Source organism: Mesorhizobium sp. GW821-FHT07A06, assembly GCF_059419085.1.
Genome location: NZ_JBWKRC010000007.1, coordinates 82,467 through 97,397, shown reverse-complemented (window position 1 = coordinate 97,397; position 14,931 = coordinate 82,467). Strand labels below are relative to the sequence as shown.

Below are 14,931 nucleotides of genomic sequence, written 5' to 3'. Positions count from 1 at the left end.
ATGCTCACGATCCCCGCCGCAGCGGAAGCCAACACGTCCCTGTCGGAACGACTTAACCGCAAATGCTTCTGCATTACGCTCGATCGGACAGCACTTTGGGCGGCGCTGAATCATGAGGCCGGCGACCTAGGATTCAGCGAAGCCTTAATAGCGTCGCGAACGCATCTGTTTTCGAATGTTCCGGTCTTCCTCGCTGCGTCTGCCTTCGACGAAATGCAAGGCATTGTCGTTGCCATCGAGGCGACAGCCAGGCTGCAAGGTTACCGTGATGCCGTCCTTTCCTGGGCACCCGAAATCGCGCAACGGGATTTTGGACCCGTCGGCGCTCTGATGGGTTACGATTTCCATCTCGATGATGATGGTCCCAAGCTGATAGAGGTGAACACCAACGCGGGCGGTGCTTTCCTCAACGCCTTGCTGGCCAAGGCACAGAAGGCGTGCTGCTCCGAAGTCGAACGGGCGTTGATCGGCGCCAGGGACGATCGCTTCGAAACCAGCGTCGTTGCGATGTTCGAGAAAGAATGGCACCGCCAGCGCGGAGCCGGTTCGCCGCGAATGATCGCGATCGTCGACGATCGGCCCGAGGAGCAGTATCTCTATCCTGAATTCGTGCTGGCCAGCCAGTTGTTGCTGAAGCACGGCTTCGAGGCGGCGATCGGCGATGCGAGCGAGATGAAATATGATGGCGGCAAGCTTCGGCTCGACGGACAGGAGATTGACCTCGTCTACAATCGCCTGGTCGATTTCACACTTGATCGCCCGGAACATGCCGCGCTCAGAACGGCTTATCAGGACGGCGCTGTGGTGGTCACACCCAATCCGCACAACCATGCGCTCTTTGCAAGCAAGCGCAATCTTACACTGTTGTCCGATCCGGCGGCGCTCAAGGCATTCGGCCTTCCTGCGGAGATGTACTCGCGGCTTGCCGGTGTCCCGCGGACCACGCTTGTCACGCCTGACAACTCGGATGCCGTCTGGCAATCCCGTAGGGGCATGTTCTTCAAGCCGCTCTCAGGCCACGGCAGCAAGGCGGTCTACCGCGGCGACAAGGTGACGAAAGGGGTGTGGGCCGAGATCGCCCGCGGTGGCTATGTGGCCCAGGCGTTTGCCTCGCCCGGACAGCGCATGATCGAGATCGATGGCGCGCCTACGCCGCGCAAGATGGACGTGCGACTTTACACGTATGATGGCCGGATCCTGCTCGCAGCCGCGCGCTTATACCAAGGCCAGACAACCAATTTCCGGACACCCGGCGGCGGGTTTGCGCCGGTGCTAGTGATCTAAGGATGCAGAGATCCGGAACCCCACCATTGCGCATCATCGTTGTGGTGGCCGCGATCTTTCCTGATCGGTGCTCCAAATTCGGTCAAGCAGTGTAGGATGGGGGCTATGGCCAGTGCGGCAGGGCTTCACAACCTTGTGACGCGGTCAATCGGCGATCGTAACCCTTATCACGACTGCAGCAGCGGCCGTAATACATCCCAACTGTTTGCCTATAAGCAGGCCGACGCGATTGAAGGAGTGCCAACATGATACCCCAGGTCTCGAGTATGAGCAGATACGTTGCGGTTCTCTGCGGCCTCATCTTCACGCTTAGTGCAGGGGAGGCGCGATCTGACGTAAAACTCGACGTCACCTATTCGACCTATCAATTGCGAGGCCTTAGCCGGCAAGCGATCCATGACGACCTGCACCGTGTGGCCAAGAGGGACGGAGACGGTATTATTGAGGGCGAGGTCGCAGATCACTGGGATTGGAATTTCAGGTTTGCGGCGACCGGAAACTCCTGCCAGGTCACGTCGGATGAAATCATACTCAAGCTCAGAATTCTACTCCCGACCTGGGTAGACGATGCGCGCGCCGATCCAGCCACGCGCACGGCCTGGAACAATTACTTTCAGGACCTGAAGGCCCATGAGGATGGCCACAAAACGATTGCCCTGGAGGCAGCTAAACAGGTTAGCAAGTTGACCCACGGCGCCACGGCCCCGGGAGCATGTGCAGCTCTGGAGCGGTCATTAAATCGCGCTGCCAAACAGATTGTCGAGAATTCCGAAAAGGCGCAGGATCAGCATGAGGCCAGCCTCCCGTCGTATACGCTCGAATAAATCGACGTTCGATTTCCAAGGAAGGTCGTCCAGTAGAGAAAGATAACTGCGGACACCTTGGCGGCTATCGAGACCCCCCATCGCTGTGGTTCCTGGCTGCAGGATCTCTTGCTTGCAATTTTTCGCGTTTCTGCCTCTATCTCAATCTCGACACAACCGGTCTGGCTTACAAGGGATACGCATATGGCTACTGGCACCGTGAAGTGGTTCAACAGCACTAAGGGCTTTGGATTCATTCAGCCCGACAACGGCGGTCAAGATGTGTTCGTTCATATTTCCGCAGTCGAACGCGCGGGCCTCTCAACCCTGGTTGATGGCCAGAAGATCAACTATGAGGTCGAGCAGGATCGCCGTACCGGTAAATCATCTGCTGGCAGTCTCAGCAAGGCAGGCTGATGTCTGGGCAGAAGCCTGAGCCCCGCGAAGAGCGTCGGTAGCTGTGTTCGGTCGACATTGATTTGGGGTTCGTTTCCTCCGCGAGATCGGTTGACTGCCTGGGGCGGCGATACATCGAGCTGAGCTAAAGTGGCCTCGATGTGATGTAAGCTCACACACGGAAGGTCTGATGCAGGATGCAACGGAGCAACCGCTACTGATGCCACGGGTGGCCAGCGTTTTTCACCCGGCGCACCCGTGATAGTCGTCCTGCCCGAGTTGAACCAGATCGCGAGACCATGGGCATCCTTACGCCGACCGCATCCGTTCGAGATCAGTCGAAGCGAATCGTCGCCATCGACGTCCTGCGCGGCATCGCGTTCATCGCCATGGCGAGCTACCATTTCACCTGGGATCTGGAATTCTTCGGCTACACTGATCCGGGCCTGACCGCCTTCGGCTGGTGGAAGATCTACGCGCGCTGCATCGCCTCGACCTTCCTGTTCCTGGTCGGCGTCAGCCTGTACCTCGCCCATGGCCAGCAAATAGGCTGGAGCGGCTTCTGGAAGCGTTTCGCCATGGTTGCCGGAGCCGCGACCGCCATCTCGGTCGTCACCCGCATCGCCATGCCGGACGGCTTCATCTTCTTTGGCATACTGCATGAGATCGCGCTGGCAAGCCTGCTAGGTCTCGCCTTCCTACGCCTTCCGGCGCTGCTGACGCTTGCCGTTGCCGCGCTTGTCATCGCGGCGCCCGTCTATCTGCGCTTCGAGGCCTTCGACCGTCCCTGGCTATGGTGGGTCGGCCTTTCCGCCATCAATCCGCGTTCCAACGATTACGTTCCGCTGTTCCCGTGGTTCGGCGCGGTGCTGTCGGGGATCGCCACCGCGAAGTTTGCCTCCACCTCCGGCGTACGGGCGCGCCTGGCAAGCCTCGCACTCGGCCGCTGGGCCAACCCGCTGGTCTTCATCAGCCGCCACAGCCTCGCCTTCTACCTGATCCACCAGCCGCTGCTGATCGGCTGTGTCTGGCTGTTTTCGCAAGTGATGCCGGCCAAGGTTGAAACCCCACAGGTTAACTTCCTGAAAACCTGCCAGCTATCGTGCGAACAGTCGCGCGGAAGCAAATTCTGCTCCAGCTATTGTGGCTGCATGCTCGATACGCTGGAGGGCGAGGCCTCGATTGATCGCCTCTATAACAACAACGATCAGACTGCGGAATGGAGGGCGCATCTGGGTGACCTGGTCCGCATGTGCACCGCCAGCACAGACATCAAAATGGAGGAAGGTCCCAAATGACCGACAGGCCACTGACCCGGGCGCTACGTTGGCCCGCGCGTTGGCCCGCGCCTTGCCCTGCATGTTCTCGCGGATGAGATGCCGGTCCGAGGCCAAAGAGCCGGGTAAGGTGGGCTCACCGCTGCACGACGTCGTCATCCTCGTCGAAGGGCAGCATCTCTGTCGTGGCCCACAACTGCGTCATTGAAACATCATCGGTGTGACTCATATGTGCAGCGTGTCGGATATCTCCTCCCATTCGTCCGGCGCGTTCCCCTATGAAGGTTCCAACCTTCACAGTTGGCCGGACTCTCACAGTCCGGCCTTGTTATTGGCAAACTAGCCTATGACCACATCGGACTGATGCGACGCGTCGGTGCATTCTCATGTCAAGCATGAGCGGCTTCGGAGTTGGCTATTCGCGGCTATGTTAGGTTGCACTGCAACAAATTGACGACAATTGGTCTTGACAAACCAAGCGAACAATTGTCCCAAGGGCTCCAATGAAATGCCTTGGCCAAATCTCGATCGCACGAATTGTGTCGCTCCGCGCGATGCTGGCGGTCGTGTTTCTGGTCATGTCTTCTCTCCAGCCGGGCCTCTTCGCAAGCGCCAACGCCACAGGTTTTCACAGCGACTCCGGAGCGACGCTTCAGGTCGAGAAATCTCATCACGATAGCGGCAGCGATGTTGGCGATCACAACATCGCGGATGAAAGCGATGCGGATGAGAAACATCCTGATGGCGAAAAATCGGCGAATGACGACTGCGAGGTCCATTGCGCGCCGGCACATGCTGTACCCGTGGACTGCCCCGATATCAACCGCACTGCAAGCCGCTGCTTTGCAGTGATTGTGGCCACTGTGCTGCCGCTCGGTGCATATTCCACCCTGATCAGACCTCCCAAACACATCTGAACTGACGCGCCCTCTCCGGAGGGCGTTCGCGCGCAACGTCGGGAATTCGTTCCCGCGCGGCCAAACGCATATGTCAAGCTTCAGGTCTACAATGAAAATCGCAAGCTCCGCGATGCTCGCATCGCTATTGGTTGCCGGATGCGCGGTAACCACACCACCGACCGTGCTTCCATCGTTCAACCCGGCCGATCCTGTGCTGGGCATCCGTGATGTGCACTATCACCCGATCGTCGCCGACTATAGCCACAGGGAACCGGTGGATCCGCAGAATTGGCGGCGTCTCAATCAAGAACGCTCCCCTGCTAAAACGGGAGCCGGATCATGAAGCGCCGGTTCCTGAACATAACTGCGGCCATGGCCATCTCGCTAATTGCTGCCGGATGTACGACCACCGCTGGCCCTGACGGCGTTTCCGACCCCATCGCGGGCTTCACGACAGTCGCGGCACGCGCCGGAGCTGTGACCGGCAAGAGAACGGCTTGGGTGCAGTCTCGCGAGGCCGCGCAAGCTCTCTCCGCGCAAGTAAAGAGCCTGGTTCAGAAGAAGACCATTGGTCCGGACGTCGCGGTGCAGGTCGCCCTGCTCAACAACAAGGGCTTGCAGGCCGCCTACGCCGAGATCGGTCTGTCGGCGGCCGATGTCTGGCAGGAGGGGATGCTCGTCAATCCGACAATCTCGGTCGGTATGATCGGCATCGATCCCGTACGCACGATCGAAGGGGCTGTGACCAGTAACATCCTCGCGCTGATGACCCGTCAGCGACGCGTCGCGGTCGCGGATACGCGCTTCCGCCAGGCCCAGCTCCGCGCCGCCGAGGAAACGCTACGGCTCGCTGCTGACACGCGGCGGGCGTGGATCAATGCTGTGTCGGCCCGGGAAGGCGTTTCTTATTTGAACAAGGCGCAAGTCGCCGCCGACGCCGCCTCCGAACTCGCTCAAAAACTTGGGGAGACGGGCGCCTTCACAAAGACCGGCCAGGCCCGCGAACACGTCTTCTACGCCGAGATCACCGGTCAGGCGGCGGAGGCGCGGCTCGCCGCCCGGACCGCCAAGGAAGAGCTCACCCGGCTGATGGGTCTATGGGGGCCGGACGTCGATTACTCGGTCCCCAACACGCTTCCGGCCATGCCGAAGATCGCCAAGGCCAAACGCACCGTCGAGGCAGAGGCGCTAAAAAATCGTGTCGACCTTGAGATCGCGAAGCTTGAGCTGGAAGCGCTGGCGAAGTCCTATGGTCTTACCGAGGCGACCCGCTACGTCAGCGACCTGGAACTCCTGTCCGGCGTGGAGGTGGAACGGGAGGAGTCGGAGGAGGGCGGAACGGAGACGAGCGTCTCACCCACTCTGGAGCTCGAGTTTGTCATTCCGATTTTCGATACCGGCAAGGCACGCATGCGCAAGGCCGAGATTGCCTACATGCAAGCCGCAAACCGGATGGCGGAAAAGGCGGTCAACATTCGGTCCGAGGCCAGGTCCGCCTACGACGCCTACCGTTCGACCTATGACATTGCTCGGCACTATCGGAACAGTGTTGTGCCGCTGCGAACAAAGATCGAGGCGGAGTCGATCCTCACCTACAACGGCATGATTACCAACACGTTCGAGCTTCTTGCGGACACTCGCGCGAAGATCGGCTCGATCATGCTTTCCCTCAACGCCAAGCGCAATTTCTGGCTGGCCGACGTCAATCTCGGAACCGCCATCCACGGTGGCGGCGCAAGCTCGTCCGCGGGCGGCGACGCACCGGCCGCAGCCGAAACCGGCGCCCAAGGCCACTGAACTCAAGGAGAAGAAGAGATGCTTTCAAGACGTCAGCTAATCGGCGCGGGAGCTCTGCTCGCCGGCGCCACGGCATGGACCAAGACCTCTGCGATGGGCTTGCCGGACGCCGCAGTCATGGAATCGCCGGACATGCAGCCACCGATATTTCCGACGAGCGGCCCGGACTACCAGCCGGTCGTGACACTCAATGGCTGGACGCTGCCCCACCGCATGAACAATGGCGTGAAGGAATTCCACCTCGTCGCAGAGGCGGTTGAGCGGGAGCTGGCGCCGGGCATGACCGCCTATCTCTGGGGTTATAACGGCCAGTCTCCCGGTCCCACCATCGAGGCAGTCGAGGGCGATCGGGTCCGTATCTTCGTGACCAACAAGCTGCCGGAGCACACCACCGTGCACTGGCACGGCATGATCCTGCCCTCTGGCATGGACGGCGTGACCGGCCTAACCCAACCTGGCATCCCGCCCGGCAAGACGTTCGTCTACGAGTTCGATCTCGTGAAGAGCGGCACGTTCATGTACCACCCGCACGCCGATGAAATGGTCCAGATGGCGATGGGCATGATGGGCTTCTTCGTCATCCACCCCAAGGATCCGAAATTCATGCGGGTGGACCGCGACTTCGTGTTCCTGCTGAACGCCTACGACATCGAGCCCGGATCGTACGTTCCGAAAATCATGACCATGACCGATTTCAACCTGTGGTGCTGGAACAGTCGCCTGTTTCCCGGCATCAGCCACCTTGTCGTGTCCAAGAACGACAAAGTGCGGGTTCGGGTCGGCAACCTGACCATGACCAATCATCCGATCCACATGCATGGCTACGATTTCGAGGTGACCTGCACCGACGGCGGCTGGACCCGCCCTGAGGCTCGCTGGCCGGAAGTATCGATCGACATTCCCGTTGGCGCCATGCGGGCCTACGAGTTCGATGCCAAGTACTTGGGCGACTGGGCGATCCACTGCCACAAGTCGCACCACACCATGAACGCCATGGGCCATGACGTGCCTACGCTAATCGGCGTCGATAACTCGAAGGTCACCGAAAAAATCCGCCGCGTCCAGCCCGAATATATGGCGATGGGTGACCGAGGCATGGCTGACATGGGCGAGATGGAAATGCCGCTTCCCGACAACACAATTCCAATGATGACGGGCTGGGGTCAGTTCGGCGCTATCGAAATGGGAAGCATGTTCTCGGTCGTAAAGGTGCGCGAAGGCCTGTCCGCGAACGATTACGCCGATCCCGGATGGTACAAACATCCGGAAGGAACCGTGGCCTACGAATGGACCGGTGATGTTCCAACCCCGACAAAATCAGGCGACGCAAAAACGATGGCCCCGGCAGCGCACGGCGGTCACACCAAGCAGGGATGAGAAACCGAACCCCCTCAACCTCAACAAAGAGAGAATGTGCAGCATGAAACGTATAATCGCAGCGGCCGTTTTGATGGCGGTCAGTTCCGGAGCAGCTCTTGCCAGTGGAACTCACGCCGGAGGCCATGGTGACAAAGCCAGCACGATGCCAATCGGCAACCCTGGTGAAGCTGGCAAGGCAAAGCGGACTGTCAACATCTCCATGTCGGAGAAGGACGACGGGACGATGTTGTTCCAACCGGCCGTGCTCAAGGTGAAGAAGGGCGAGACCGTCCGCCTGAAGTTTGTCAACAAGGGCCAAGTCGACCACGAGTTCGTCATGGACGCCCATGAAGGGATCATGGAGCACAAGGCGCTGATGGAGAAGTTCCCCGAGATGGAGCACGCCGATCCCAACTCGATCCGACTGGCGCCCGGCGCCAGAGGCGAGATCATCTGGACCTTCGCCAATGCCGGCGAATTCGGTTTCGCCTGCCTGGTCCCGGGTCACTACGATTCCGGCATGAAGGGCGATATCACCGTCGCAAACTGAGTTCGAAAATCGCAAAGGAAGCAACCATGACACTATTGGTAAAGGTACTCTCGACACTTGCGCTCGTGCTCGCCATTGGCGGGAGCGCTCTCGCGCAGGAATACGTCAAAGGCGAAGTGATCAAGGTCGACGCCAAACAGAAAAAGCTGACGATCAAACATGAACCGCTGACAAATCTCGACATGCCCGCGATGACGATGGTGTTCGTCGTCGCGGAGCAGGGCTTGCTCGAGAAGGTCAAAACGGGTCAGGCGATCGAGTTCACAGCCGACCGCGTCAACGGACGCATCACGGTCACCGGTATCAAGTGACCCGGAACTAGCGCCGCGGGTTGGAATCAACCCGCGGCTGCTATTCGATCGGGCAATGCTGTGAGCAGGGAGTCACGATGAGGGAGCCGCGCAGAATGTCATCCAGAGATTTTCTTTCCAATCATCATGTCCGAAACCCCTCAGAGGCATCCCCATAGGGTATTTTCGCGTGCCCACGCCGACGTAGGCGGGATAATTACAGCGAACGCGCGCACTATGCCTGGCGGCATCTTCATACCTAACGGCGCCGCTCGCGTCCGTCTCGACCAGGCCAACAGCGACGTCAAAATCATAGTCCCGATCTTGCGAGACGCTGTTGTTTCGCACGCTGAACTGGACCGACGTAGCATCTGGAAAATTGGCAGTGTAGAACACCAGCTGCTCCGCCGCCGTCGAGGGCGCAGCCACCAAAACGCCGACAAGAAATGCAATGGCGCGCATCTCCTCCTCCTCCGAGGATCGAAGACGACACTATCATCAAGCGCATCGATATTCGAATCGAATCTCTGTACCGACAGTGGGCCGCGCCAACGGCGACGCTACGCTGACGGCTTGTGCGCGCCGTATGCTGCCAGGCCGCCCGCCGTCCTTCTACGTGCCCCACCATACCCGCAGCGTAGGCCCAGGCGATTGACCGCATCACCTGACGGAAACGTGAGCGCTCAGGGCCCTTTTCTTGCACTGCACCATATGCCATAGACCCGATGTGAAGATCCGGACCTTATTGCCCCGTCTGCTTACGATTCTGGCTGTTTTGAGCCTTCTGGCCGCGCCGATGGTGACACCGTCGGCAGCGGCCATGATGGTTGTCGATCCTATTGCGACGACAATGGCCGATATGGCATCGATGTCTGAGTCCATGCCGTGTCCTTCGGACCAGAGGCAGCAACTACCTGATTGCCAGAAATCCTGTCCTCTCGCGACCTTGTGTATCGCCAAGTGTTTTCCGAGCGCATCGACGGCCGCAGCAATTACGCTGACCCCGTTGTCTGTGGCTGACGTGATCGCATCTGGCAATAATGTCGGACGGGATCTCCTGCCTAGTCCGCCGCCTCCCAGACCTCCACGAACCTGAATTCATCGACGGCTCGTCGGGGCCGTTTGTCGCCGCGGGGCTGAAGGCCTTGCGGTGAAAGCCCGTGGCTTTGGCATAAGCCTGACCACGAACCTGCCGTGCACCTCCGCGCGGCCGAATGATGAATTTTGGGAAAATCTGACAATGAACTTTTTCAATACGAAGCACGTCGCAGCCGCGGCGCTGATCGGTCTCGCTCTCGGCGGGGCCAGTTCGAAGGCCTGGGCCGGGATCGACGACTACGAGTTTCAGCTCGTTCAAAGCGCGATCAAGAAAGGCGATGCCGCGATTGTCGCGGTCCGCCTCATCGACAAGCGCTCTGGCAAGGTGGTACCCGATGCGGTGATTTTTGCCCAGCGCGTCGACATGGCGCCGGACGGTATGGAGATGATGACGTCGCCGATCGAGCCGTTGCCCTCGACGGAGCCCGGCATTTATCGGTTCAAGGCCAATCTGATGATGCCAGGTGGCTACCGCCTGTCACTCGGCGCCAAAGTGCAGGGCGAAACCGGCTCTCTCGAAAACAAGCTTGAATTCAAGGCCACGCCATGAAACGCGCAGGCCGTACTGGCCTCACCCTCGCCGCCATTTTGGCGGCGGGGGCTGGAGGCTATTGGATGGGGCACCGCAATCTCACGCTGCCTTCCACTCCGTGGCTGCAAGCTGTTGCCTGGCTCGAACGCAGTGCAGCGGCCCCGGCGAGCGCCAACCCTGCGCCCACCGGACCCGTCATCTACTACCGGGATCCGGATGGCCTCCCAGCCTATGCGGCAGCTCCGAAGAAGACCTCCGATGGCCAGGACTTCCTGCCCGTCCTGGCAAGTGAGGACCTAGGCTTCGAGGACAAGCCGCCGGTCGCCCCCGCGACCGCTACGGTCGTTCCCTTAAGTGGCGAGCCGAAACGGATCCTGTACTACCGCAATCCGATGGGCCTTCCCGACACTTCGCCTGCGCCGAAGAAGGACTCTATGGGGATGGATTACATCCCCGTCTACGCGGGCGAGGATGACGACGGTTCGACCGTCAAGGTCGCGGCAGGCAAGCTGCAGCGGACCGGCGTCCGCTCGGAGGTCGCTACAGAGCAGGTGATCGTTCGTCCGGTGCGAGTGCCCGGCACCGTGCAGCTCGATGAACGGCGCATCACAGTGGTCGCGACGCGCTCCGATGCCTTCATCGACGATGTTGCGGACGTCACCACCGGCGATCGGGTCAAAAAAGGCGAGCCGCTGATGCGGCTGTATTCGGCCGAGATCGCGACGGCGAGCGCCCAATACCTTACCGATCTGAACGGAAGCGGCCGTGCCTCGGCCGGGGCTCGCCAGCGCCTCGAGAATCTTGCGGTCCCACCCGATGTGATCGCCACAATCGACCGCACCCGCCAGGTTCTGACTTCCATTACCTGGAGCGCGCCGCGCGATGGTGTGATCCTCGAGCGCAACGCAGTCGAGGGCATGAAGGCGTCGCCTGGTGACGTGCTCTTCCGCCTCGCCGACGTCTCGACCGTCTGGATCGTCGCCGACGTACCCGAATATGAGTTGGGAGCCGTGAAGGTCGGCGCCGTCGCCACGATCCGGGTTCGAAGTCTGCCTGGCCAGAGCTTCAGCGGCCGTGTCGCCTTGATCTATCCGCAGGTCACCAGGGAAACACGCACGACCAGGGTGCGGATCGAGATCCCCAATCCGGATGGTCTGTTGCTGCCGGACATGTATGCCGATGTTGAGATCGGCAGCGGGAACAATGCCGCGGTCGTCGCTGTCCCCGACAGCGCGGTGATCGACACCGGCACGCGGCAGGTCGTGATCCTCGACAAGGGCGAGGGCCGCTTCGAGCCGCGGGAGGTCAAGATCGGCCTTCAGGGCGGCGGCTTCACCGAAATCCGCAACGGCGTTGCCGCCGGCGACCGGGTCGTGGTCGCGGCGAATTTCCTGATCGACGCCGAGAGCAACCTGAAGGCTGCGTTGAGCGGCATGACGAATTCGGAGACTGTGCCATGATTGCCCGGCTCATCGCGTGGTCCGCACGCAATCTCGTCCTGATCTTCGTCGCCACAGCCTTCGCGGTGGCCGCCGGAGCCTATGCTTTGAAGACACTTCCGCTGGACGCCATTCCGGACCTTTCGGACGTTCAGGTCATCGTCTACACCGAATATCCCGGCCAGGCGCCGCAGGTGGTCGAGGACCAGGTCACCTATCCCCTGACGACTGCAATGCTGACCGTGCCGAAGTCCAAGGTGGTGCGTGGGTTCTCCTTCTTCGGTGTTTCCTTCGTCTATGTCATCTTCGAGGACGGCACGGATCCCTATTGGGCGCGCAGCCGCGTGCTCGAATATCTCAACGCCGCCGCGCAGCGCCTGCCGGCTGGCGTTACGCCGGGCCTCGGCCCCGATGCGACCGGCGTCGGTTGGGTCTACCAGTACGCCGTCGTCGCCAAGGACATGACGCTGGCCGAGCTGCGGTCGCTGCAGGACTGGGTGGTGCGATACGCCGCCTCCAAGGCGGAGGGGGTCGCAGAGGTCGCGAGCGTCGGCGGCTTCGTCAAGCAGTATAACATCGTCGTCGATCCGTTGCGGCTGCGCGCCCAGGGCATATCGCTGTCGATGGTCCGCGATGCCGTACGCGCCAGCAATCGGGATGTCGGCGGACGCACGCTGGAGCTTTCCGAATTCGAGTTCATGGTGCGCGGCCGCGGCTACATCAGATCGACGTCCGATATCGAAGACATCGTCCTGAAGACGGATCAGGGCGTGCCTTTGCGCCTCAAGGACGTCGCCAAAGTAGAGATCGGTCCCGACGAACGGCGCGGCATCACCGAGCTCAATGGCGAGGGCGAGGTCGCGGGCGGCATCGTCCTGCAGAGGTTCGGGGCCAATGCCCTGACCGTGATCGAGAACGTCAAGCAAAGCTTGAGCGACATTGCCGGGAGCCTTCCCAAGGGTGTTGAGATCGTGCCTGTCTACGACCGTTCGCATCTCATCGAAGCGGCGATCGAGACTTTGAAGCACACGCTGGCCGAGGAGAGCATCATCGTCGCTTTGGTCTGCGTCGTGTTCCTCCTTCACCTGCGCAGCGCGCTCGTCGCCATCCTGATGCTTCCCGTTGGTATCCTGATGGCGTTTGGCGCCATGAAGGCGATCGGGCTCGGCTCCAACATCATGAGCCTCGGTGGCATCGCCATTGCCGTCGGCGCCATGATCGACGCCGCTATCGTCATGATCGAGAATGCCCACAAGCATCTGGAGCGTGCGCCGCCCGGAAAGCCGCGAGTTCAGATCCTGATCGACGCGGCGAGCGAGGTCGGCCCTGCGCTGTTCTTCAGCCTCCTCGTCATAACGGTATCGTTCCTGCCGATCTTTACGCTCGAGTCGCAGGAAGGCCGCATGTTCGGTCCACTCGCATTCACCAAGACCTTCTCTATGGCGGCCGCAGCCATCCTGTCGGTCACGCTGGTGCCAGCCTTGATGGTGGTCTTCGTGCGCGGCCGGATCATCCCCGAACACAAAAACCCGATCAACCGCTTCCTGATCTGGGTCTACCGTCCAGTCATCCGCGGCGTGCTGAAGGCGAAGGCGCTTACCATCGCGCTTGCGCTTGTCGTGCTTGGAGTATCCGTCTGGCCTGTGAGCCAGATCGGCTCGGAATTCATGCCGACCCTGAACGAAGGCACGCTGATGTACATGCCGACGACCCTGCCTGGCATCTCCGTCACCAAGGCGGCGGAACTCTTGCAGATGCAGGACCGGATCATCAAGTCCTTTCCGGAAGTGGATTCGGTCTATGGCAAAGCGGGGAGGGCGATGACCGCGACCGACCCGGCCCCCACCGAGATGTTCGAGACCATCATCAATCTGAAACCAAAGGATCAATGGCGCTCTGGTGTCACCATCGACAGCCTGAAGACCGAGATGGACAAGGCTCTGCAGTTCCCCGGCGTCTCCAACGCCTGGACCATGCCGATCCGCGCCCGCATCGACATGCTTTCGACGGGAATCCGGACGCCTGTCGGCATCAAGGTGTTTGGCACCGATCTTGCGGAGATGGAGAAGATCGCACGCCAGATCGAAAAGGTCCTCAAAACGGTTCCGGGCACATCAAGTGCCTATGCCGAGCGGGTTATCGGCGGCTATTATCTCGACATCGTCCCGGATCGGGAGGCGCTCGGCCGTTACGGCCTTGCCGTCGGCGACGTCCAGGACGTCATCGCGACCGCGCTTGGTGGCGAAACCGTTACGACAACCGTGGAGGGCAGGGAGCGTTACGGGGTCAATATCCGCTACCCCCGCGATCTGCGCTCGAATCCCCAGTCGATCGCAACCGACGTCGAAGTGCCGTTGCCCGGTGGAGGCGCCGTTCCGCTCGGTGAGGTGGCAAAAGTTCAGCTCACGCGCGGCGCGACCTCGATCCGCACCGAGAATGGCCAGCTTGCGACCTACATCTTCGTCGACATCAACGGCCGGGATCTCGGCGGCTATGTAGCCGGCGCCCAGAAGGCCGTCGCGGAGACGGTGAAGCTGCCGCCCGGCTATTCGGTCGGCTGGAGCGGGCAATTCGAATATCTGGAACGGGCAGAGGCGCGGATGAAGATCGTCGTGCCCGTTACGCTGCTGATCATCTTCCTGCTGCTCTATCTCAACTTCCGGGCGCTTACCGAGACGTTGATCGTCATGCTGTCCTTGCCCTTTGCCCTTGTCGGCGGAATCTGGCTGATGTGGTGGCTTGGCTTCAACATGTCGGTGGCGGTGGCGGTCGGCTTCATCGCACTTGCGGGCGTCGCAGCAGAGACTGGTGTCGTCATGCTTATCTATCTGGAGCAGGCCATGGCCGAAGTGAAGGCAGAGCGGGATGCACACAGTCGGCCGTTCAACCGGGCAGATCTCTACGAGGCGATCATGCTTGGCGCAGTGGAACGCGTGCGGCCGAAGATGATGACTGTCGTCGCCATCATGGCCGGTCTGATCCCAATCCTCTGGAGCACTGGCGCCGGCTCGGAAGTGATGCAGCGCATCGCTGTACCGATGATCGGTGGCATGATCTCATCTACGATCCTGACCCTGGTCGTGATCCCGGCGATCTACGGGTTGGTCAAGGGATGGCGGCTGCCGAAGGGCATTGCATCGACGACGACCGAAAAGGCTGCGCTCCCGGAACCTGTAACGTTTGACCTCGCCGCCGAATGAGGTGCGG

At 60.7% G+C, this 14,931-nt stretch carries 14 protein-coding genes; 13 read left to right on the top strand and 1 reads right to left on the bottom strand.

All coding sequences use genetic code 11. From position 1 onward, the window contains the following. The 10 genes from AC07SZ_RS22370 (at position 1) to AC07SZ_RS22325 (ending at position 8,676) form a co-directional block, all read left to right on the top strand. A complete protein-coding gene (locus AC07SZ_RS22370; RefSeq protein ID WP_494915889.1) occupies positions 1–1,284 on the top strand; it encodes an ATP-grasp domain-containing protein in 1,284 nt (427 codons plus the stop codon). 266 nt (positions 1,285–1,550) lie between these two features. Continuing rightward, entirely contained in the window at positions 1,551–2,108 is a 558-nt protein-coding gene (locus AC07SZ_RS22365; RefSeq protein ID WP_494915888.1) for a DUF922 domain-containing protein, read from the top strand. 183 nt (positions 2,109–2,291) lie between these two features. Continuing rightward, a complete protein-coding gene (locus tag AC07SZ_RS22360; RefSeq protein ID WP_136618605.1) occupies positions 2,292–2,504 on the top strand; it encodes a cold-shock protein in 213 nt (70 codons plus the stop codon). 278 nt (positions 2,505–2,782) lie between these two features. Then, positions 2,783–3,781: a heparan-alpha-glucosaminide N-acetyltransferase gene (locus tag AC07SZ_RS22355; RefSeq protein WP_494915885.1), complete on the top strand. Its 999-nt coding sequence runs from the start codon at positions 2,783–2,785 to the stop codon at positions 3,779–3,781. Between the two features lie 482 nt (positions 3,782–4,263). Continuing rightward, positions 4,264–4,677: a hypothetical protein gene (locus AC07SZ_RS22350; protein ID WP_494915883.1), complete on the top strand. Its 414-nt coding sequence runs from the start codon at positions 4,264–4,266 to the stop codon at positions 4,675–4,677. Positions 4,678–4,768: 91 nt separating this feature from the next. Then, complete coding sequence (locus tag AC07SZ_RS22345) at positions 4,769–5,002, top strand: hypothetical protein (RefSeq protein WP_494915881.1); 234 nt, start codon at positions 4,769–4,771, stop codon at positions 5,000–5,002. After that, positions 4,999–6,456, top strand: a complete 1,458-nt coding sequence (locus AC07SZ_RS22340; protein WP_494915879.1) for a TolC family protein — start codon at positions 4,999–5,001, stop codon at positions 6,454–6,456. Before AC07SZ_RS22345 ends, AC07SZ_RS22340 begins: the two co-directional genes overlap by 4 nt. A gap of 18 nt (positions 6,457–6,474) precedes the next feature. Further along, complete coding sequence (locus AC07SZ_RS22335) at positions 6,475–7,833, top strand: multicopper oxidase family protein (RefSeq protein ID WP_494915878.1); 1,359 nt, start codon at positions 6,475–6,477, stop codon at positions 7,831–7,833. A 43-nt stretch (positions 7,834–7,876) separates the two neighbouring features. Then, positions 7,877–8,365: a cupredoxin domain-containing protein gene (locus AC07SZ_RS22330; protein ID WP_494915876.1), complete on the top strand. Its 489-nt coding sequence runs from the start codon at positions 7,877–7,879 to the stop codon at positions 8,363–8,365. A gap of 26 nt (positions 8,366–8,391) precedes the next feature. Then, complete coding sequence (locus AC07SZ_RS22325) at positions 8,392–8,676, top strand: copper-binding protein (RefSeq protein ID WP_494915874.1); 285 nt, start codon at positions 8,392–8,394, stop codon at positions 8,674–8,676. A gap of 72 nt (positions 8,677–8,748) precedes the next feature. Here AC07SZ_RS22325 and AC07SZ_RS22320 read toward each other — a convergent pair whose 3' ends face one another. Further along, entirely contained in the window at positions 8,749–9,117 is a 369-nt protein-coding gene (locus AC07SZ_RS22320; protein WP_494915873.1) for a hypothetical protein, read from the bottom strand. A gap of 778 nt (positions 9,118–9,895) precedes the next feature. Here AC07SZ_RS22320 and AC07SZ_RS22315 point away from each other — a divergent pair. Genes AC07SZ_RS22315 through AC07SZ_RS22305 form a run of 3 tightly spaced genes read left to right on the top strand, consistent with a single transcriptional unit; the run spans position 9,896 to position 14,924 of the window. Further along, on the top strand, positions 9,896–10,303 hold the full coding sequence (locus tag AC07SZ_RS22315; protein WP_494916088.1) for a FixH family protein: 408 nt from the start codon (positions 9,896–9,898) through the stop codon (positions 10,301–10,303). After that, a complete protein-coding gene (locus AC07SZ_RS22310; RefSeq protein WP_494915871.1) occupies positions 10,300–11,745 on the top strand; it encodes an efflux RND transporter periplasmic adaptor subunit in 1,446 nt (481 codons plus the stop codon). Before AC07SZ_RS22315 ends, AC07SZ_RS22310 begins: the two co-directional genes overlap by 4 nt. Next, positions 11,742–14,924, top strand: coding sequence for an efflux RND transporter permease subunit (locus tag AC07SZ_RS22305; RefSeq protein ID WP_494915869.1), 3,183 nt, complete (start codon positions 11,742–11,744; stop codon positions 14,922–14,924). Before AC07SZ_RS22310 ends, AC07SZ_RS22305 begins: the two co-directional genes overlap by 4 nt. The last annotated feature ends 7 nt before the right edge of the window (positions 14,925–14,931 follow it).